The following is a 21,371-nucleotide window of genomic DNA, read 5'->3' on the forward strand; positions in this document are numbered from 1 at the left end:
AGCTCGTCGGCGGGCGCCGCACGAGGCGGGCCTCAGCGCCGCGCGAGCCGCAGGGTGACGATCCCGGCGGCGACTGCGCCGAGCGCCAGCAGCGCGAAGCCCGCCGTGTAGGCGCCGGTCGCCGCGAGGATCGCCGCCATCAGCAGCGGGGGCAGGAATCCGCCCAGGCCCCCGGCCGCGCCGACGAGCCCGGTGATCGCCCCGACCTCCGTGGGCGCCGCGACCGTCCCGACGAGGGCGAAGACCGCGCCGGTCCCGAGGCCCAGGCCGCCCGCTGCGGCGAGGAAGGCCAGCGTCCCCAGCGGCATCAGCGGGAGCGGCAGCGCGAGCGCCGTCGCCGCCGCCGCGACGATCGCGTAGGACATCAGCAGGGTGCGGGCGGCACCGAGCCGGTCCGCGAGGATGCCGCCGACGGGCCGCAGCAGCACCGCGACCACGACGAAGCCGGCCATGCGGAACGAGGCGTCCGCCGCGGAGAGTCCGTAGCGGATCCCGAGCAGCGTCGGCAGCAGCACCGTGAAGGCGACATAGCCGCCGAAGGACACCGCGTAGAGGTAGGAGGCGGGCAGGCTCACCGGGTGGCGCAGCGCCCGCATCGTGCGGCCGACCATGTCGCCGCTGCTCGGGCTCCAGGTCGGCGCGGTGGGCATCCAGCGCAGGACCACGAGCGCGTAGGCGACGAGCATCGCCGCGGTCAGCACGAAGGGGGCGCGGTCCCCGATGTGCGTCACGAGCGGGACCGTCGTGAAGGCGCTGATCGCCGTGCCGCCCATGCTCATCCCGAAGATGCCGAGCGCCCGTCCACGGCGCTCCGGAGGGAACCACGAGGTGACATAGGGGATGCCGATCGCGAAGACGGTCCCGGCGGTGCCCAGCAGGAAGCCGCCGAGGAGGAGGCCCGGGTAGCTGTGCTGGCCGATGAAGCCGAGCAGCAGGACCGGGACGACGGCCAGCAGCGAGACCACGCTGAACATCGTGCGCCCGCCGAATCGGTCGGTGAGGGCGCCGACCGGGATCCGTCCGAGGGAGCCCACGAGCACCGGGATCGCGACCATCAGGGCCGACGACGGGGCGATGCCCCGTTCGACGGCGAGGGGGCCCAGCGGGCTCAGCAGCGCCCATGCCCAGCAGTTCAGCGCGAAGCCGAGGGTCGCCAGGGCGAGGGCCCGCCCGGCCCCGACCGGGGCCGGGGCCGGGGCCGGGGCGTGATCGGACGCCGACGACGCCGCCGGTGCGGATGCAGATGCGGATGCGGCGGCAGGATTCAGGACGGCGGGGATCGGGACGGCGGGGTCGATGCTCACGGGCGTCTCGGCTTCCACGAGGGGGATGCGGTCCGCGCCAGCGTCGTCCCTCGCCCCGCGAGCGGGCGGCCTCCGCTCCCGCGGCAGGACGCATGATCACGGAAGCATCACGGCCGGAGTCCGGCATCGCCGTCGGCCGCCGACGGAGGCACCGTGGTCCTGCGACCGCGCCTGCCGACCCGCGGAGCACCGCGACGGGGCGCCGCATGTGTGGATGCGACGCCCCGTCGGAGCGGCTGGCCGGATCCGCCGGCGCCGTCGGAGCCGTCGGAGCCGTCGGAGCCGTCGGAGCCGTCGGAGCCGTCGGAGCCGTCGGAGCCGTCGGCCGATGATCCTGCAGGACTCGGTTCTGCAGGAACCGATCCTGGGAGATCCGGGTCAGGGCACGGGCGCCGCCGAGCGCTCGCGGGTGATGCGCTCGACCGCGCGGCAGGCCTCCTCGAGGCTCGCTCCGCGGCCGATGGCCAGGCCCACGAGGAACGAGGAGATGGGGGCCATCGAGCGCTGCACCTCCCCCGCGACCACGCCCGTCATCGAGTGCACGCGGTCGACGTCGAGCTCGCAGTCGGCGATGCCGAGGCCGTCCTGGACCTCCCGGATCCAGGGCAGCAGGAGCGATTCCCAGTCGTCCTGCTGGGTGACCGGCGGACGGTCCGCGCCATGGGCGTGCCCCATCAGAACTTCACCTTCTCCCAGCCGCGGCGCTCGGCCTCCTTGGACGGGTCCTTGCTGCGGTAGACGATGTACGGACGGGTCAGGTAGCCGATCGGCGCCGCGAAGACATGCACGAGCCGCGTGAACGGCCAGGCCGCGAACAGCGTCAGCGCGCTGAGGATGTGCAGCTGGAAGAAGATCGGCGCCTGGGTCATCAGGTCCGTGGTCGGGCGCAGGGTCCAGAAGTCGCGGAACCAGATCGACACGCCCTCGCGGTAGTCGTACGTCCCGAAGGTGGAGTGCACGAGGGTCGCGAGCACCCCGAACAGGATCACGAGGCTCAGCAGCAGGTACATGACCTTGTCGCTCACGGTCGTCGCGCCGAACACGCGACTGTTGGTGCGGCGCCGGTACAGCAGGATGAGCAAGCCGCCCACGCAGGAGACCGCGGCGGCGAGGCCGATCGTCACCGCCATCAGGTGATACATGTGGTTCGACAGGCCGATCGCCTCGGTCCAGGCCTTCGGAATCCCGAGGCCCACCACATGACCGAAGAAGATCCCGATGATCCCGAAGTGGAACATCGGCGAGCCGATCGACAGCAGCTTCGACTCGTAGATCTGGCTGGAACGGCTGGTCCAGCCGAAGCGGTCGGCGCGGAAGCGCCACACATGCCCCAGCACGAACACGGCCAGCACCATGTACGGGTAGACGATCCACAGCAGGATCGCGGTGACGGAATCGGGGTTCACGAGGGCCTTCCTCTCATCAGGTCCACCGGGACGGGGCCGGGCGCGGCGGCATCGGATCCGCAGCCGGAGGCGAAGGTCTGGCCGGCGAGATCGCCGGCGTCGCCGTCGAGCCCGTAGCCGTCCAGGCCGACGGTCTCCTCCGCGGGCCCCTCCGCGGCGAGCGCCATGACCGCGGCGCGGTCGTCGGCGTCCAAGGGCGGGAGCGTCGCGCACAGCGCCGCGACGGCACCGTGCCAGGGCGAGCCGACGTCCTCCAGGTGCAGGCGCAGCAGCTCGACGCCGGGACGGTTCGCACGCAGGATCTTCGCGCCCCGCTCGGGGTCGTGCCCCGCGGCGAACTCCAGCACGAGCGGCAGATGGTCGGGCAGCTCCGCGCTGCCGACCTCGACGCCCGCGGCGCGGAAGTCCTGCTTGATGCGCAGCAGGGCCATCCCCCGCCGACGCGTATCCCCCTGGCTGAAGTACGTCAGGTACAGGCAGCCGCGACGTCGGGTGTCGAAGGTGTCGACATACTCCTCCTGCAGGTCCAGTGCGTCCCGGGCCTCGAGCGCGTCGACGGTCCCGAGCAGCAGGGCGCGGGCCGCCGGCTCCGCCTCGTCGGCGAGCGCCCGCACCTGCCCGAGCCGTTCGCGGACCTCGGCGTCGGGATACGACAGCAGCCAGGAGACCGCCAGCCAGCAGGCCCGCAGCTGCGGCGTCGTCATCCCCGAGGCGTGCAGCAGGTCGCGGGAGCGACCGGCGGGGCGCGCGAGCATCGCGATGCCTCCGCGGGAGGCATCGGTCGGTGCCGCCCCCGCGCCAGCGCTCCGATCAGCGACCCGATCAGCGCCTGCGCCGGCGGGATCCGCCCGTCGGCCCAGGAGCCTCGCGAGCGCGCCCATCATGCACCCCCGGTCGCCGGGGAGGCGCTCGGGAACAGACCGTCGGGCCGTCCGCGGCCGTCCCAGTTCAGCAGGTTCACCGTCACGCCCGACGGGCGGTCGGGGATCCCGCCCTCGCGGCGCTTGCTCGCGTAGCCGGGGCCGGCCATGCCGAGGGACTCCTCGGGCAGGGACATGCCCATGCCCGGTCCGCCGGGGGCGTTCAGCGGGCAGTCGGTGCCGGTGCCCTCGAGCGAGTGGGCGGACTCGTGGTGCCCCACGGGGATGACGTAGCGGTCCTCGTACTTGGCGATCGCCAGCAGGCGGTACATCTCCTGCATGGTCTCGCCGTCCATCCCGACGGCGTTGGCGATGCCCTCGCGCGGTGCACGGCCGAGGTTGATGTCGCGCATGTAGGAGCGCATCGCCGCCATCCGGTAGAGGACGCGTTCGACGGCGGGGACGTCACCGGCGGTGAAGAGGTTCGCGAGGTACTCCACCGGGATGCGCAGGGCGTCGATCGCGGCGAAGAGGTTGTCGGCGTCCTCCGCGTCGTAGCCGGTGTCCTTGACGACGTCGACCACGGGCGACAGCGGCGGGATGTACCAGACCATCGGCATCGTCCGGTACTCCGGATGCAGCGGCAGCGCGACCTCGTACTCCTTGATGAGCTTGTAGGTCGGGGACTTCTGCGCCGCGAGCAGCCAGTCGTGCGGGATCCCCGCGGCCTTCGCCCCGGCGATCACCTCGGGATCGTTCGGGTCCAGGATCAGATCGCGCTGGGCGCGATAGAGGTCCTTCTCGTCGGGCGTCGACGCGGCCTCGGTGACCTTGTCGGCGTCGTACAGCACGAGCCCGATGTAGCGCAGGCGGCCGACGCACGTCTCCGCGCACACCGTCGGCTCCCCCTGCTCGATGCGGGGATAGCAGAAGGTGCACTTCTCGGCCTTGCCGGTGCGGTGGTTGAAGTAGATCTTCTTGTACGGGCAGCCGGTGATGCACATGCGCCAGCCGCGGCAGCCGTCCTGGTCCACCAGGACGATGCCGTCCTCCTCGCGCTTGTAGATCGCGCCCGACGGGCAGGAGGCGACGCAGGTCGGGTTCAGGCAGTGCTCGCAGATGCGCGGCAGGTAGAACATGAACGTCTGGTCGAACTCGAACTGGACCTTGTCCTCGATGCCCTTCAGCATCGGGTCCTTGTCCTTGTGCAGGTAGGTGCCGCCGAGGTCGTCGTCCCAGTTGCCCGACCACTGGACCTGCACCCGCTCGCCCGTGATCAGCGACTTCGGCGGGGCCGTCGGGATGGTGTCCTGCTGGGCGGGGGCGTTGAGCAGGTTGTCGTACTCGTACGTCCACGGCTCGTAGTAGTCCTCGATCCCGGGCAGGCGCGGGTTCGAGAAGAGCTGGAGCAGCTTCGTGATGCGGCCGCCGGCCTTGAGCCGCAGCCGACCGTTGCGGCCGAGCTCCCAGCCGCCCTTCCACTTCTCCTGGTCCTCGTAGCCGCGCGGGTATCCCTGACCGGGACGCGTCTCGACGTTGTTGAACCAGATGTACTCCGTACCGGCACGGTTGGTCCAGGCCTGCTTGCAGGTGACCGAGCAGGTGTGGCAGCCGATGCATTTGTCGAGGTTCATCACCATCGACATCTGGGCCATGACTCGCATTGCGAAGGTTCCTTCCGACGGGGGATCGTCAGCGACGGATCAGTATTCGACCGGAGCGGTGCGCCGGCGGATGACCGTCACCTCGTCGCGCTGGTTCCCGGTGGGTCCGTAGTAGTTGAAGGCGTAGGACAGCTGCGCGTACCCGCCGATCAGATGCGAGGGCTTGAGCATGATGCGGGTGAGCGAGTTGTGGATGCCGCCGCGCTTGCCGTCGCGCTCGGTCAGCGGCACGTACACCGTGCGGTCCTGCGCGTGGTACATGTACGCGGTGCCGCGGGGCATGCGATGGCTGACCACCGCGCGGGCGGCGACGACGCCGTTGCGGTTCACGGCCTCGATCCAGTCGTTGTCGGTGATGCCGACGGCCTCCGCGTCCTCGACGCTCATCCAGATCGTCTGGCCGCCGCGGGAGAGGTTCATCATGAAGAAGTTCTCCATGTACATCGAGTGGATCGACCACTTGTTGTGCGGGGTCAGGTAGCGCACGGAGATCGACGTCCCGTCGTCCTCCCCCACCGGCCTCTCGCCGAACAGGGCGGTCATGTCCAGCGGCGGTCGGAACACCGGCAGCGCCTCCCCGATCTCGAGCATCCAGTCGTGGTCGAGGTAGTAGTGCTGACGCCCGGTGAGGGTGTGCCACGGCTTCTTGCGCTCGACGTTGATGGTGAACGGGCTGTAGCGGCGCCCCCCGGACTCCGATCCCGACCATTCGGGGCTCGTGACCACGGGCACCGGGGCGGCCTTGGTGTCGGCGAAGCGGATGCGCTTGCCCTCGTTCTCCGCGGCCAGGTCGTGCAGCCGCACGCCCGTGCGCTTCTCGAGGGTCTTGAAGCCCTCCGTGGCCATGTGCCCGTTCGTCGTCCCCGAGAGGCTGAGGATGAACTCGCAGGCCTGCAGGTCCGTCTCGATCTTGGGCCGCCCCGCGGCGGGCCCCGTCCGGTGCACGCCGTTGAGCCGCCCGAGCTCCTCGACGTACTCCTTCACGTCGTAGGTGATGCCCTTGGTCGTCATGCCGAGGGTGTCCAGCAGCGGGCCCACGGAGGTGAACTTCGCGTGGATCGCCGTGAAGTCGCGCTCGACCTCGACGAGCGTCGGCATGGTCTTCCCGGGGATCGGTTCGCACTCCCCGTACTTCCAGTCCTTGACGCGACCGTGGGGCGTGGCGAGCTCGCCGGGGCTGTCGTGCTGGAGCGGGAAGGCGACGACGTCGGTGCGGGTTCCCAGGTGCTTCCGCGCCATCTCGGAGAACTTCTCGGAGATGGCCGCCCAGGTCTCCCAGTCCGTGCGGGACTCCCACGGGTTCGAGATCGCCGGGTTGAAGGAGTGCACGAAGGGGTGCATGTCCGTCGTCGACAGGTCGTGCTTCTCGTACCAGGTCGCCGCCGGCAGCACGACGTCCGAGTGCAGGGTGTGGCTGGTCATGCGGAAGTCCAGCGTCAGCATGAGGTCGACCTTGCCGATCGGCGCCTCGTCACGCCACACCACGTCCCGGGGCCGGAACTGCTCGGGGGTCTCCTCCTCGGTCGCCGAGGAGTCCACGCCCAGCAGGTGCCGGAAGAAGTACTGGTCGCCCTTCGCGGACGAGCCCAGGGTGTTCGCCCGCCAGATCGACCAGATGCGGGGGAAGTTCTCGGGAGCGTCCGGATCCTCCGCGGCGAAGCGGATCGACCCGTCCTTGAGAGAGTCCACGAGGTACGGGATGGTCTCCCGACCGGCCTCCTTCGCCCGGTCGGCGACGTCGAGGGAGGAGACGTCGAACTGCGGGAAGAAGGGCTGCCAGCCCAGGCGCTGCGAGAGGGCGACGGCGTCGGCCGTCGTCGTGCCCGCGAAGCGGCCCGCGCCGGTGGTCGCCGTCAGCGTGTCCGCGCCGAAGCGGTCGTAGCGCCACTGGTCGGTGTGCATGTACCAGTAGGTCGTCTGCGTCATCTGGCGCGGCGGACGGGACCAGTCCAGCGCGTTGGCGAGATGCAGCCAGCCGGTGATGGGGCGGACCTTCTCCTGGCCCACGTAGTGCGCCCAGCCGCCGCCGTTGACGCCCTGCGTGCCGCAGAGGTTGGTGAGCGTCAGGAAGGAGCGGTAGATGGTGTCCGAGTGGAACCAGTGGTTGGTGCCGGCGCCCATGATGATCATGGACCGGCCGCGGGAGTCGATCGCGTTCTGCGCGAACTCGCGGGCGATCCGCGCGGCCGCCGGGCCGGGCACGCCCGTGATCGTCTCCTGCCAGGCCGGGGTGTAGAGCGCGTCGGCGTCCTCGGGCCCCGCGGCCCACTCCCCCGGCAGGCCCTCGCGGCCCACGCCGTACTCCGCCAGCAGCAGGTCGAAGACGGTCGTGACGATGCGTCCGCCGACCCGGCGGATCGGGACGCCGCGGGCGATGTCGCCGCGGCCGCCCTGGCCGGCGGTGTCGAAGCGCGGCATGAGCACCTCGGCGACGTCCTCGTGATGGCCCAGCAGGCTCAGCGCGGGATCGATGTCGCCGAGCTCGAGGTTCCAGCGTCCTTCGCCGTCGCCCGCGTAGCGGTGCCCGAGGGTGCCGTTGGGGACGACCGGCGCGCCCGTGACCGCGTCCAGCACCATGGGCTTGAAGTCGCCGTGCTCGGTGTCCGCCTCCGCGGTGAAGGCGCTGCCGAGATCGGTCGCGACCAGGAACTTGCCCGGCACCAGAGCGCCGTCCTCGCGCTCCTCGAGCTGCACCAGGAAGGGCAGGTCGGTGTACTGCTTCGAGTACGAGGAGAAGTAGGGAGTCTCCTGCTCCACGTAGAACTCGCGCAGGATCGTGTGGCCCATCGCCATCGCGAGGGCGGCATCGGTCCCGGGGTGCGGGGCCAGCCACTCGTCGGCGAACTTGACCGACTCCGCGTAGTCGGGGGCGACGGAGATGACCTTCTGGCCGCGATAGCGGGCCTCGGTCATCCAGTGCGCGTCCGGGGTGCGGGTCTGCGGGACGTTCGAGCCCCACATGATCAGGTAGGCGGCGTCCCACCAGTCGCCCGACTCGGGGACGTCGGTCTGGTCGCCGAAGACCTGCGGCGACGCCGGCGGAAGATCCGCGTACCAGTCGTAGAAGGACAGCATGGAGCCGCCGATGAGCTGGTGGAAGCGCGCCCCCGAGGAGAAGGAGACCTGGCTCATCGCGGGGATCGGCGAGAAGCCCGTGGCGCGATCCGGCCCGTACTCCTTGACCGTGTGCACGTACGCCGCGGAGATCATCTCGATGGTCTCGTCCCAGTCGGCGCGGACGAGGCCGCCCTTGCCGCGGGCGCGCTTGTAGCGCATCGCCTTCTCGGGGTCGGAGACGATCGCCTTCCACGCCTCGACCGGGTCATGGCCGGGCGCCTTCGCCTTCTCCTCGCGGTACATGCGCAGCAGCTCGGAGCGGACGTACGGGTAGCGCACGCGCGTCGGCGAATAGGTGTACCAGGAGAACGAGGCGCCGCGGGGGCAGCCGCGGGGCTCGTACTCGGGCTTGTCCGGGCCGGCGGAGGGATAGTCCGTCTCCTGCGACTCCCACGTGATGACCCCGTCCTTGACGTACACCTTCCAGGAACAGGAGCCCGTGCAGTTCACGCCATGGGTCGAGCGGACGACCTTGTCGTGGCTCCAGCGCTCGCGGTAGAACGAGTCGCCGCTGCGGCCGCCGACCCGGTGGGTCTCGCGGTTGTCCTCGGTGATCCGCTCGGAGCGGGAGAACATCTTCCGGGCCCCGATCAGCGCGTCCCAGGCGGGATTGTCGATCCCCGCATCACCGCCGCCTCCGCCGCCCGTCGTCCCGGGGCGGGTCGGATCATCGGCATCCTGGCGTCCGTGCTGGTCCTGGATCGTCATCGGGTGCTCCTTCGCGGGGTGGTTCGGGGAGAGGTTCAGAGTGGCGGGGCCGGGCAGCGGCTCAAGCGTGGTCGGTCACCGGGTCAAGCGGGGTCGGTCGCCGGGTACGTGCGCTTCCGGGCGACGACGAGGGTCACGGCGACCGCGCCGAGCGTCGCGAGCAGCAGCAGGGCGACGCCCAGGGAGTAGCTGCCGGTCGCTCGGTGGACGGCCGCCATCGCGAGCGGCGGGACGAAGCCGCCCAGTCCGCCCGCGGCGCCGACGAAGCCGGTCACCGAGCCCACCATCGAGGGCTCCGAGGTGCGGGCCACGAGCGCGAACACCGCACCGGAGCCGAGGCCGAGGCCGGCGGCCATGAGGATGAAGTCGATCGTCCCGATCGGCATCAGCGCCGGGCGGAAGACCAGCACGGCGGCGCAGACAGCGACGACGATGTACGAGATCAGCAGCGTCTTCGGCGCGCCGATGCGGTCCGAGAGGACGCCGCCCATCGGGCGCATGATCACGGCCGCGATGACGAAGCCGGCCATCCGGAAGGAGGCGTCGGAGGGCTCGAGCCCGTACCAGGTGCTCAGCATCGTCGGCAGGAAGACCGAGAAGGCGACGTAGCCGCCGAAGGACAGCGCGTACAGGTAGCAGGCCTGCCAGGTCAGCATGATCTTCGTGACCGCGGCCGTCTGGCTGATGATGCTGCGCTTCGAGGGAGCCCAGCTCGGCGAGGTCGGCATGGCGAACCAGGCGATGACGGCGTAGGCGACCAGGGCGATCGCGGTGACGACGAACGGCGTGGCGTTGCCGGCGGCATGCACGAGCGGGACCGTGGTGAAGGCGGCGATGGCGGTGCCGCCCATGCCGATGCCGTAGATGCCCGTCGCCATCCCGCGCTTCGCCGGCGGGAACCACGAGTTCACGTAGGGGACGCCGATCGCGAAGGTGGTGCCGGCGATCCCGAGGAAGAAACCGCCGACGAGCAGGGTCGCGTACGTGTACTGGCCGACGAAGCCGATGAACAGCACCGGCAGCACGGTCACCAGGGTCACCAGCGGGAAGAGGATGCGCCCGCCGAAGCGGTCGGTGAGGGCGCCGATCGGGATCCGGCCCAGGGAGCCGACGAGGACGGGGATCGCGACGATCAGCGACGCCTCCGGGGCGAGACCGCGCTCGACGAAGACCGGGCCGAGGGGGCTGAGCAGCGCCCAGGCCCAGAAGTTGACGCCGAAGCCGAGGGTCGCGAGCAGCAGCGCGCGGTAGGCGCCGGGATGCATCGCCGCGTCCGTACCGGACGAGGCTGCGGAGGAGCCGGCGGACGCGGCTGCGGAAGAGCCGGCGGACGCGGCTGCGGAGGAGCCGGCGGAGGAGGACGACGAGCCGACGGCCGGGGCTGCCGCGGAGGGGCTCTGCTGGCGGGGCGAGGGAACTGCGGACATCCGTGGACCTCCACTGTGGAGAGCGGTCAGCGGTCAGCTCGACCCGGCCGTTCTGGACTGAAGCATGTACGGGCCCAGCATGGTCGAACGATGAACCAGGTCACGGGACCTATGGCCCCCGCTCTCCAGTTCGTGGCAGTGCGTCAGCAACCACCATACGCGCTGTGACGTGGCTCATGCAGGTGACCAGGGGTATCGATTCTGTCGTGACGAGCGTCAGAACCGGCTCGTCCAGCGCCCGGCAGCCGCGAACCGCGGCCCGCGAACCGCGCCCCGCACCCCGCGGCCCGTGTGAGATCGACAGTGTCGCCTGGCGAACCATCCGACCCCCTCAAATGGTTCGTGAGCCGACAGTGTCGACTAGCGAACCATCCGACCCCCTCAAATGGTTCGTGAGCCGACAGTGTCGAGGCGCCAAGCGCGGCGGTCGTCAGGCCAGGTCGTCGACCTCGAGGTCGACCATGAGCTCGGCGGCGATCCGCTCGAGGGCGCCGCGCAGCTCCGCGGCGTCGGCGTCCCCGGTCAGCCGGACCTCGGCCTCCGCCTCGAACAGGACGCCGCCGCCCTCCGGCGTCTCCCGCGTCCAGCTGCGCAGGCCGTCGAAGGTCGCCCCGGCGTCGGCGAGGGCCTCGGTGACCTCGCGCACCATGCCGGTACGGTCCTGGCCCAGGAGGTGGAGGCTCAGCGCGGGCGCGTCGGCGGCAGGCGTCGCCCCACCGGAATGCGTCGCCCCGCCGGAATGCGTCGCCCCGCCGGAGGGCGTCGCCGTGACGTGCAGCCCGACCTGCTCCTCGAGCGCGGGCAGGGCGGCGAGCAGCGCCGGCACGCTCTGCGCCGGCACCTCGACCTGCACGATCCCGGCGAACATGCCGGCGAGGAGGGACATCTGGCTGTCGACCCAGCTGCCGCCGTGCTCGTCGACGACGGCGGCGAGGGCGGAGGCGAGGCCAGGACGGTCGGCGCCGATGGCGGTGAGCACGTAGGTGGTCATGCCGCCCAGGCTAGGGCCGAGGATGTGTCCCTGTCCCCTGTTTCCCGAGGCGACCCGGCGGGATCCCTCCCCTGCTGCCGCGGCCGACGCGGCCGATGGGAGCGACGACGCTCGTCGGGCCCGGACATCCCAGCACCTCAGCACGTCAGCACGTCAGCGCAACAGCACGTCAGCACGTCAGCGCAACAGCACCTCAGCGCCCCAGCACCCCAGCTCGTCAGAGACCCGCCTTGTACAGGCCGTAGGTGTAGGCGTCGACGATGGCCTCCCAGGAGGCCTCGATGAGGTTCGGGCCGACGCCGACGGTCTGGAACTCGAGCCCCGGTCCCCCGGTGCGCACGAGCACGCGGGTCGTCGCATCGGTGCCGTGCTGGGAGTCGAGGATGCGGACCTTGAAGTCCTGGAGCTCGAGCTCGTCGATCAGCGGGTAGCGACCGCGCAGGGCCTGCCGCAGTGCGTTGTCGAGGGCGTTGACGGGGCCGTTGCCCTCGGCGATCTCGACGGCTCGGCCGGATCCGTCGGCCGATCCATGGATCTTCACGGTCGCCTCTGTCTCGAGGGAGCCGTCGCGCAGCTGGTGGGAGATGGCCCGCCAGGACTCGACCTCGAAGTAGCGGGGCGCACGCTCCATCTCGTCGAGCAGCAGCAGCTCGAAGGAGGCGTCGGCCGCCTCGTAGGAGTAGCCCTTGGCCTCGCGGGCCTTCACCGTCGCGGCGAGGCGCGTGAGCAGGTTCTGCTGTCCGGCGAGGTCGAAGCCGAGCTCGCGGCCCTTGAGCTCGATGCTCGCGCGGCCGGCCATGTCGGAGATGATCATCCGCATGTCGTTGCCGACCAGCCGGGGATCGATCTGCTGGTAGAGGTCGGGGTCCACGCGGATCGCGCTCGCATGCAGACCGGCCTTGTGCGCGAAGGCGCTCTGGCCGACGTACGGGGCGCGGGCTCCGACGGGCATGTTGACGATCTCGCCGATCGCGTGGGCGATCCGGGTCATGTCCGCGAGGGTCTCCTCCGGGACGAGCTCGAGCCCCGTCTTCAGCTGCAGATCCGCGAGGATCGTGAGCAGGTCGGCGTTGCCCGTGCGCTCCCCGTAGCCGTTCACGCAGCCCTGGACGTGCGTGATCCCCGCGCGGACGGCGGTCAGCGAGTTGGCCACCGCGCAGCCGGAGTCGTTGTGCGCATGGACGCCCAGGCGCGGTTCCGCATGGCCGAGGGCGGCGAGCCGTCCGCGCAGGTCCTCGACGATCTCGGTGATCTGATGCGGGAGCATGCCGCCGTTGGTGTCGCACAGCACGGCGACGCGGGCTCCGGCCGTGAGGGCCTCCGCGATCACCGACGTCGTGTAGGCGGGATCGTCGAGGAAGCCGTCGAAGAAGTGCTCGGCGTCGACGAAGACCTCGCGGCCGGCGGCGATCAGATGCTCGACGGTCTCGCGCACCATCGCGAGGTTCTCCTCGCCGGTGGTGCGCAGCGCGCCGAGCACATGCCGCAGATCGGACTTGGCGACCAGGGTGATCGTCGGCGCGCCCGAGTCGAGGAGCGCGGCGACCTGGGGGTCGTCCTCCACCGCCGTGCCGGCCTTGCGGGTCGCACCGAAGGCGGCGAGGCGTGCATGGCTCAGCTCCAGCTCGGTGCGGGCGAGCGCGAAGAACTCGGTGTCGCGCGGGACCGCTCCCGGCCAGCCGCCCTCGATGTAGGTCACGCCGAGCTCGTCGAGGAGCCGGGCGACGGCGATCTTGTCGGCGACCGAGAGCGTCAGCCCCTCCTGCTGCGAGCCGTCGCGCAGCGTCGTGTCGTAGAGGTGGAAGCCCGCGAGGGGCTCCGGGACCTCGGCGTGCGCGGCGTCCATGGTGCTCATGCCGGTCCGCTCACACCAGCTGGTGGAGCCAGCCGTGACGGTCCGCGACGCGGCCGTACTGGATGCCGGTGAGCTCCTCGCGGAGGGCGAGGGTGACCTCGCCCGAGCCGCCGTCGCCGATCGTCCAGCTGCCGTCGGTCGTGCGGAGCTCGCCGATCGGGTTGATGACCGCGGCGGTGCCCGCCGCGAACATCTCGACGACCTCGCCCGCGGCGATCGACGCCAGCAGCTCGGAGAGGACCAGATGCTTCTCGACCGGATGGAGGCCGCGGTCGGCGGCGAGCTGCAGGATCGACTCGCGGGTCACGCCCTCGAGGATCGACCCCGACAGCTCGGGCGTCAGGATGCGGCCGTCGGCCGTGATCGCGAAGACGTTCATCCCCGAGAGCTCGTCCACGCTGGTGTGCGTCTCGGAGTCCAGGAACATGACCTCGTCGGCCCCGTTCGCGGCGGCCTCCTTCTTCGCGAGCAGCGAGGAGGCGTAGTTGCCGCCGCACTTGGCGGCGCCGGTCCCGCCCGCCCCGGCCCGCGCGAACACGTCGGTCACCCACACCACGAGCGGCTGCACGCCGCGCGGGAAGTAGGCGCCGGCGGGCGAGGCGATCACGTAGTAGTCGACCGTCCGTGCCGCCCGCACGCCGAGGAAGTCCTCGTTGGCGAACATGAACGGACGCAGGTACAGCGAGGTCTCCCCCGTCGGTGCGGGCACCCACGGCTCGTCGGCCGAGACCACGGCGCGCAGCGACTCCAGGAAGTCCTCGGTCGGCAGCTCCGGCAGCGCGAGGCGCCGCGCCGAGCGCTGCATGCGCGCGGCATTGCGCTCGGGCCGGAACGTCCACACCGTGCCGTCCTCGTGGCGGAAGGCCTTGAGGCCCTCGAAGATCTCCTGCGCGTAGTGCAGGACCGCGGAGGACGGCGAGATCGCCAGCGGACCGTAGGGCAGGACCGCGGCATCGGCCCAGCCGCCCTCCTCCGACCAGCGGGCGTGCGCCATGTAGTCGGTGAAGTGATCACCGAATCCGGGGTCGGCGAGGATGGCGGCGCGCTCGTCGTCGCCGACGCGACGGGTGGCCGTGGACGGGGTGAAGGTGAGCGCGCTCATCGAGGACTCCTGGGGACGGGGCGGTACGGAAGAGGGAGGTCAGCGGCCGGAGACGGCGGCGACGAGGGCGTCGCCGATCGCGACGGTCCCCCGGGCGCCGAGCTCCGCGCGGGCGGCGAGATCCGCCTCGACCGCGCTGCGGACGCGGTCCGCCGCATCCGCATGGCCGAGGTGGTCCAGCAGCAGGGCGACGGAGAGCACCGTGGCCGTGGGATCGGCGAGATCCTGGCCCGCGATGTCCGGTGCGGAGCCGTGCACGGGCTCGAACATCGAGGGGAAGGCCCCGGTGGGGTTGATGTTGCCGCTCGCCGCCAGGCCGATGCCGCCGCCGACGGCGCCCGCGAGGTCGGTGACGATGTCGCCGAACAGGTTGTCGGTGACGATCACGTCGAAGCGGGAGGGATCGGTGACCAGGTAGATCATCGCGGCGTCGACATGGGCGTAGTCGACGGCGACCTCCGGGAACTCCTCGCCGACGGACTCGACGATCCGGCGCCACAGGTGGCCGGCGTGCACGAGCACGTTGTGCTTGTGCACGAGGGTCAGCTTCTTCCGACGCTGCTGGGCCTGCTCGAAGGCGTAGCGGACCACGCGCTCGACGCCGACCGCGGTGTTCAGCGACACCTCGGTCGCGACCTCGAGGGGCGTTCCCACGCGCATGGCGCCGCCGTTGCCGACGTACGGGCCCTCAGTGCCCTCGCGGACGACGAGGAAGTCGATCTCGCCGGGGTTCGCCAGCGGGGTCGACGCCCCCGGGAACAGGCGGGTCGGGCGGAGGTTGACGAAGTGGTCGAACCCGAAGCGGAGCTTGAGCAGCAGCCCCCGCTCGAGCACGCCCGAGGGGACGTCGGGGTCGCCCACCGCGCCCAGGAGGATCGCATCGTGCTCGGCGAGACGGGCCATGTCCTCATCGGTCAGGGTCTCGCCGGTGCGGTGCCACCGGCCCGCACCGAGGTCGAACGCGGTGGTCTCGACCTCGATGCCGGCCGGCTCGAGAGCGGCCCGCAGGACCCGCAGCCCCTGCGGCACGACCTCCTTGCCGATGCCGTCGCCCTCGATGACGGCGAGGCGCAGCGGGGTGCCGGGCGCGGATGCGGACGTGGTGCTCATGAGATGGATCCTCCGGTGCTCCGCCCTGGGGCGGGTGGTGCTGGGGTCAGCCAGCGGGTCGACGAACGGGTGCGGGGTGCGGGGTGCGGGGACGACTCAGTAGGTGAGGTCGACCGCGTGGATCGCGCGAGCGCCGATGGCCTCGCCGATCTCCTCGGCGAGCTCGCGCGGGGCGGCCTCGTCGAGGTTGAGGATCACGAGCGCCTCGGCACCGGGGACGTTCCCCAGGCGCGAGACCTGCATGCCGGCGATGTTGACCTGGGCCTCGCCCAGCTTCGCGCCGTACTGGCCGACGAGGCCCGGGCGGTCCTCGTAGCGGATGATCAGCAGGTGATCGCTCAGCGGCACGTCCAGGGCATGGTCGCCGATGCCGACGAGCTTCTGCGCCTGCTCGTTGCCGCTCAGGGTGCCGGCCACCTGGACGACGCTGCCGTCACGCAGGGTGCCGCGGATGGCGACGACGTTGCGGAAGCGCTCCGACTCGTCCTCGGTCACGAGCGACACGGCGATCCCGCGCTCGTCGGCCATCACGGGGGCGTTGACGTAGCTGACCTGCTCGGTCACGACGTCGCGGAAGATGCCGCGCAGCGCCGAGAGCTTGAGCGCGGTGACGTCGCGCGAGGCGATCTCGCCGCGGACGATGATGTCGAGCACCTCGGGGGCGCCGCCCGCGATCGCGGTGAACAGCTGGCCGAGGCGGTCGGCGAGGGCCACGCCGGGGCGGACCAGGTCGTCGATGGCGCCGCCGGCGACGTTGACCGCGTCGGGGACGAGCTCGCCGGCCAGGGCCAGGCGGACCGAGTTCGCGACCGCGACGCCGGCCTTCTCCTGCGCCTCGGCGGTCGAGGCCCCGAGATGCGGGGTCAGGGTGACCGAGTCGAGCTCGAGGAGCTTCGAGGCGGTCGGGGACTTCGCCGGCGGCTCCGAGCTGTAGACGTCGAGCGCGGCGCCGGCGATCTTCCCGGTGCTCAGCGCCTCGAACAGCGCCTCCTCGTCGATCAGGCCACCGCGGGCGGCGTTGACGACGTGCAGGTTCGGCTTGGCGACGGCGAACTGCTCGGCGCCGATGAGGCCGGTGGTCTCCGGGGTCTTGGGCATGTGGACGGTGACCACGTCGGCCTCGCGCATGAGCTCGTCGAGCTCGACCACGCGCGCACCCAGCTCGGCGGCGCGGGTGTGGTTGACGTAGGGGTCGTAGGCCAGGAGCGTCACGCCGAAGGGCGCGAGGCGCTCGGCGACCAGCTGGCCGATGCGGCCGAAGCCGACGACGCCGACCGTCTTGCCCAGCAGCTCGATGCCGGAGAGCTTCTTGCGATCCCAGCGGCCGGCCTTGACCGAGGCGTCGGCCCGGGCGACGTTGCGCAGCGAGGCGAGGATCAGCGAGATCGCGAGCTCGGCCGCCGAGACGATGTTGGAGGTCGGCGCGTTGATGACCATGACGCCGGCCTGGGTGGCCCCGGAGACGTCCACGTTGTCGAGGCCGACGCCTGCGCGCGCCACGACCTTGAGCTGCTTGGCCGCGGCGTACACCTCGGCGTCGACGGTGGTGGCCGAGCGCACCAGCAGGGCATCGGCGCCGGCGACGGCCTCGAGCAGGGCCGGGCGGTCGGTGCCGTCGACATGGCGCACCTCGACGTCGGAGCCGAGCACGTCGACGGTCGCGGGTGAGAGCTCTTCGGCGATGAGAACGACGGGACGGGTCACAGGGTTTACCTCCGGAAGGATGGCGGCGCGAGCAGGGCCGAGGAAAGGATACGTCCGTGTCCGGCATGCGGTCATGACGGACATGATCCGAGACGCCCCTCTGGGGCGTCGTCGGAATCGAGAGGCGGCCACCCCGTCGTGACCGTTCCCGACGGCGGAGGGCCCCGCACCGGTGATGCAGGGCCCTCCGCGTCGATGGCCGGGCGCAGCGCCCGGCCGACGTCGGATCAGCGCGCGGCCGAGCCCTCGACGTAGTCGGAGTCCACGGACTCCTGGTTCCACGAGAACATCTTGCGCAGGTCCTTGCCGACCGACTCGATCGGGTGCGACTGCTCCTTGGCGCGCAGCTCCGCGAACTCCTTCGCGCCGTTGTCCTGATCGGCGATGAAGCGCTTGGCGAAGGTGCCGTCCTGGATGTCCGTGAGGATCGCCTTCATGTTGGCCTTGGTCTCGTCGGTGACGACGCGGGGGCCGGAGACGTAGTCGCCGAACTCGGCGGTGTCGGAGATCGACCAGCGCTGCTTGGAGATGCCGCCCTCGATCATGAGGTCGACGATCAGCTTGAGCTCGTGGAGCACCTCGAAGTAGGCGATCTGCGGCTGGTAGCCCGCCTCGGTGAGGGTCTCGAAGCCCGCCTGCACGAGGTGGCTCACGCCGCCGCACAGCACGGCCTGCTCGCCGAAGAGATCGGTCTCGGTCTCCTCCGTGAAGGTCGTCTTGATGACGCCGGCGCGGGTGCCGCCGATGCCCTTCGCGTAGGACAGGGCGAGGTCCCAGGCGCCGCCGGTGGCGTCCTGCTCGACGGCGACGATGTCCGGGATGCCGCGGCCGGCGACGAACTCGCGGCGCACGGTGTGGCCCGGGGCCTTGGGGGCGATGAGGATGACGTCGACGCCCGCGGGGACCTCGATGTAGCCGAAGCGCACGTTGAAGCCGTGCGCGAAGGCGAGCGCCTTGCCCTCGGTCAGGTGGGGCTGGATGGACTCGGCGTAGACCTTCCGCTGGTCCTGGTCCGGCGTGAGGATCATGATCAGGTCGGCCCACTCGGCGACCTCGGCGACGGAGCCCGTGCCCAGGCCCGCCTCCTCGGCCTTCGCCGTCGACTTCGAGCCCTCGCGGAGGCCCACGCGGACCTCGACGCCGCTGTCGCGCAGGTTCAGCGCGTGGGCGTGGCCCTGGGAGCCGAAGCCGATGACACCGACCTTCTTGCCCTGGATGATCGAGAGGTCGGCGTTGTCGTCGTAGAAGATCTCAGCCACGTGTGTGCTCCTTGGTGCGTGCTGTTCGGCGGTATGCCGGCGATGGAAGGGATCCTATCGCCTTGTGTCTTACGTTCTGAGAGGACGTCTCCGGATCCGAGACGCCTCGGAGGGGCGGGCGCGGCGCCGCACGGCGGGTTCGCTCCGCGTGCGCCGTGCCCGATGGCTGCTCCGGGGTCAGGAGAGCAGGCTGCGATCCGTGATCGCGCGCCCGCCGCGGCCGATGGCGACCGCACCGGACTTGACGATCTCACGGATCCCGAAGGGCTCGAGCATCCCCAGCAGGGCGGCGAGCTTGTCGTCGGTGCCGGTGGCCTCGATGGTGACCGCGTCGGAGGCGGCGTCGACCACCTTGGCGCGGAACATCTGGACGATCTCCAGCACCGAGGTGCGGGTGGAGTTGTCGGCCGAGACCTTGAGCAGGATGAGCTCGCGCTGGACCGTCTGGTGCGGGTCCAGCTGGACGATCTTGAGCACGTTGACCAGCTTGTTGAGCTGCTTCGTGATCTGCTCGAGCGGATGCTGGTCGACGTCGACGACGACCGTGATCCGGGAGATCTCCGGATGCTCGGTCGGTCCGACCGCGAGCGAGGAGATGTTGTAGCCGCGGCGGGCGAAGAGCGCCGAGACGCGCGTGAGCACGCCGGGCTTGTTCTCCACCAGCACGGACAGCGTCTGGGTGTTCGGCGAGGCCGAGGTGTCGATGGCGGTCATGATCAGATGTCCCTCTCCCACTCGGGGCTCATGCCCTGGGCGATCTGGATCTCGTCGTTGGAGACGCCCGACGGCACCATCGGCCACACCATGGCGTCGGCGCTGACGGTGAAGTCCACGACCACGGGGCGGTCGTCGATCTCCATCGCCTTCTCGATCGTCGCGTCGATGTCCTCGTCGCGCTCGCAGCGCAGACCGGCCGCGCCGTAGGCGTCGGCGAGCTTGACGAAGTCGGGGACGCGACGGGTGCCGTGCCCGGTGTTCAGGTCGGTGTTGGAGTAGCGCTTGTCGTAGAACAGGTTCTGCCACTGGCGCACCATGCCGAGCGAGCTGTTGTTGATGACCGCGACCTTGATCGGGATCTGATTGATGACGCAGGTCGCGAGCTCCTGGTTGGTCATCTGGAAGCAGCCGTCGCCGTCGATCGCCCAGACCGTGCGGTCCGGCTGACCCACCTTGGCGCCCATCGCGGCGGGCACCGAGTAGCCCATCGTGCCCAGGCCCCCGGAGTTGATCCAGGTGTTGGGGCGCTCATACTTCACGAACTGGCTGGACCACATCTGGTGCTGGCCCACGCCGGCGACGTAGATCGACTCGGGTCCCGAGATCGCGCCGATGCGCGAGATGACCTTCTGCGGGGCGGTGAGGCCGTCGGCGGTCTCGGTCCAGCCCAGCGGGTAGGTGTCGCGCAGCATGGAGAGCGTCGTCCACCAGGCCTCGTAGTCGCGCGGGTCGCTCTCGGCCAGGCGGCGGCGCAGCTCCGCGGCGAGCGCGCTGGCCACATCCTTCGCCTGCCCGACGATCGGGACGTCGGCCTCGAGGTTCTTGGAGATCTCCGCGGGATCGATGTCGGCGTGGATGATCTTCGCGTTCGGGGCGAAGGAGTCCAGGCGGCCGGTCACGCGGTCGTCGAAGCGGGCGCCGATGGCGATGATCAGGTCGGCCCGCTGGAGGGCGGAGACCGCGGCCACGGCGCCGTGCATGCCGGGCATGCCGAGGTGCGCGGGATGCGAGTCGGGCAGGGCGCCGCGCGCCATCAGGGTCGTCACGAAGGGCGCGCCGGAGACGTCGACGAGCTCCCTGACCTCGGCCGAGGCCGCGCCGCGGATGACGCCGCCGCCGAGCAGGAAGACGGGCCGACGGGCCTCGAGGATGAGCGAGGCGGCCTCGCGGATCTGCTTGTGGTGCGGGCGCGCGTCGGGGCGGTAGCCGGGCAGGTCCAGGCCCTCGGGCCAACTGAACTCCGCGGTCGCCTGCTGGGCGTCCTTGGTGACGTCGACGAGGACCACGCCGGGGCGGCCGGTCGAGGCGATGTGGAAGGCCTGCTTGATGGTGCGCGGGATGTCCGCGGCGTCTTTCACCAGGAAGTTGTGCTTGGTCACCGGCATCGTCATCCCGACGATGTCCGCCTCCTGGAAGGCGTCGGTGCCGATGAAGCTCGACCCGACCTGGCCGGTGATCGCGACCATGGGGATGGAGTCCATCTGCGCGTCGGCGATCGGCGTGATGAGGTTGGTGGCGCCGGGGCCGGAGGTCGCCATGCACACGCCGACCTTGCCGGTCGCGTGCGCGTAGCCGCTGGCCGCATGGCCCGCGCCCTGCTCGTGGCGCACGAGGATGTGCCGCAGCCGCTTCGCGTCGAGCAGCGGATCGTAGGTCGGGAGGATCGCGCCGCCGGGGAGGCCGAAGACGACCTCGGCCCCAGCATGCTCGAGGGACTCGACCAGCGACTGCGCACCGGTCATCTGCTGTCCGGTCATCGGAACTCCTTCGTCGTCTCGGACCTGTGGAGAGGGGCGGACCGTCGCCCTGTTCCCCTCCCCGGCAGGTCCGTGCCGCGGTGCGGACACGAAAAAGCCCCTCGGCCTGGGGCTCTGGAGGGGCGCGGAGACGTTCTCGAACAACGAGCGGGCGTCAGCCGCGCACGTCGATTACGAGAAGGTTCGTCTGCATGTCCCACACCATAGGCCCTCCGGGGACCCCCGTGGGGTCGGTCCGGATCCCGAGACGACCGACGGAGAGGCCGCCGGGAGCGGTCAGGATCGGCATCCGACGGGCGGGGGCGCCCCCGTCCGACGGGCAGGACCGGCCGCGTCCGATGGGCGGGGCCGACGCCTCGACATGGCGCGCGAGCTCGACCACGAGCAGGT

At 70.9% G+C, this 21,371-nt stretch carries 15 protein-coding genes; all 15 read right to left on the reverse strand.

All coding sequences use genetic code 11. From position 1 onward, the window contains the following. Positions 1-32: 32 nt before the first annotated feature. Positions 33-1,304, reverse strand: a complete 1,272-nt coding sequence (locus ACXET9_RS06550) for an MFS transporter (protein WP_457885686.1) — start codon at positions 1,302-1,304, stop codon at positions 33-35. 378 nt (positions 1,305-1,682) lie between these two features. Continuing rightward, positions 1,683-1,979: a DUF6457 domain-containing protein gene (locus tag ACXET9_RS06555; protein WP_457885687.1), complete on the reverse strand. Its 297-nt coding sequence runs from the start codon at positions 1,977-1,979 to the stop codon at positions 1,683-1,685. Continuing rightward, positions 1,979-2,710, reverse strand: a complete 732-nt coding sequence (narI, locus tag ACXET9_RS06560; RefSeq protein ID WP_457885688.1) for a respiratory nitrate reductase subunit gamma — start codon at positions 2,708-2,710, stop codon at positions 1,979-1,981. Before narI ends, ACXET9_RS06555 begins: the two co-directional genes overlap by 1 nt. Beyond that, positions 2,707-3,465 (reverse strand): nitrate reductase molybdenum cofactor assembly chaperone, encoded by a 759-nt coding sequence (narJ, locus tag ACXET9_RS06565; protein ID WP_457885689.1) that lies wholly within the window; start codon positions 3,463-3,465, stop codon positions 2,707-2,709. Before narJ ends, narI begins: the two co-directional genes overlap by 4 nt. Positions 3,466-3,590: 125 nt before the next feature. After that, a complete protein-coding gene (narH, locus tag ACXET9_RS06570; protein WP_457885690.1) occupies positions 3,591-5,234 on the reverse strand; it encodes a nitrate reductase subunit beta in 1,644 nt (547 codons plus the stop codon). A 39-nt stretch (positions 5,235-5,273) separates the two neighbouring features. Then, the gene (locus tag ACXET9_RS06575; protein WP_457885691.1) at positions 5,274-9,059 is read right to left on the reverse strand and encodes a nitrate reductase subunit alpha; all 3,786 of its coding nucleotides are present in this window, start codon (positions 9,057-9,059) and stop codon (positions 5,274-5,276) included. Positions 9,060-9,142: 83 nt separating this feature from the next. Continuing rightward, positions 9,143-10,324, reverse strand: coding sequence for an MFS transporter (locus ACXET9_RS06580; RefSeq protein ID WP_457885692.1), 1,182 nt, complete (start codon positions 10,322-10,324; stop codon positions 9,143-9,145). A 592-nt stretch (positions 10,325-10,916) separates the two neighbouring features. Further along, the gene (locus ACXET9_RS06585) at positions 10,917-11,477 is read right to left on the reverse strand and encodes a glycine cleavage system protein R (RefSeq protein WP_457885693.1); all 561 of its coding nucleotides are present in this window, start codon (positions 11,475-11,477) and stop codon (positions 10,917-10,919) included. A gap of 217 nt (positions 11,478-11,694) precedes the next feature. Next, complete coding sequence (gene cimA / locus ACXET9_RS06590; RefSeq protein ID WP_457885694.1) at positions 11,695-13,332, reverse strand: citramalate synthase; 1,638 nt, start codon at positions 13,330-13,332, stop codon at positions 11,695-11,697. A gap of 10 nt (positions 13,333-13,342) precedes the next feature. Further along, positions 13,343-14,434, reverse strand: coding sequence for a branched-chain amino acid aminotransferase (locus ACXET9_RS06595; RefSeq protein WP_457885695.1), 1,092 nt, complete (start codon positions 14,432-14,434; stop codon positions 13,343-13,345). A gap of 39 nt (positions 14,435-14,473) precedes the next feature. Next, positions 14,474-15,544, reverse strand: coding sequence for a 3-isopropylmalate dehydrogenase (locus ACXET9_RS06600; RefSeq protein WP_457885696.1), 1,071 nt, complete (start codon positions 15,542-15,544; stop codon positions 14,474-14,476). A 96-nt stretch (positions 15,545-15,640) separates the two neighbouring features. Beyond that, positions 15,641-17,248 carry a phosphoglycerate dehydrogenase gene (gene serA / locus ACXET9_RS06605; RefSeq protein ID WP_457885697.1) on the reverse strand — a complete coding sequence of 536 codons (1,608 nt, stop codon included), beginning with the start codon at positions 17,246-17,248 and terminating at the stop codon, positions 15,641-15,643. Between the two features lie 227 nt (positions 17,249-17,475). Further along, entirely contained in the window at positions 17,476-18,507 is a 1,032-nt protein-coding gene (ilvC, locus tag ACXET9_RS06610) for a ketol-acid reductoisomerase (protein WP_457885698.1), read from the reverse strand. A 177-nt stretch (positions 18,508-18,684) separates the two neighbouring features. Continuing rightward, positions 18,685-19,221, reverse strand: a complete 537-nt coding sequence (ilvN, locus tag ACXET9_RS06615) for an acetolactate synthase small subunit (protein WP_457885699.1) — start codon at positions 19,219-19,221, stop codon at positions 18,685-18,687. Positions 19,222-19,223: 2 nt separating this feature from the next. Further along, positions 19,224-20,981, reverse strand: a complete 1,758-nt coding sequence (locus ACXET9_RS06620) for an acetolactate synthase large subunit (protein ID WP_457885700.1) — start codon at positions 20,979-20,981, stop codon at positions 19,224-19,226. Positions 20,982-21,371: the final 390 nt, after the last annotated feature.

The sequence above is a fragment of the Brachybacterium netajii (SeqCode) genome (assembly GCF_054114245.1).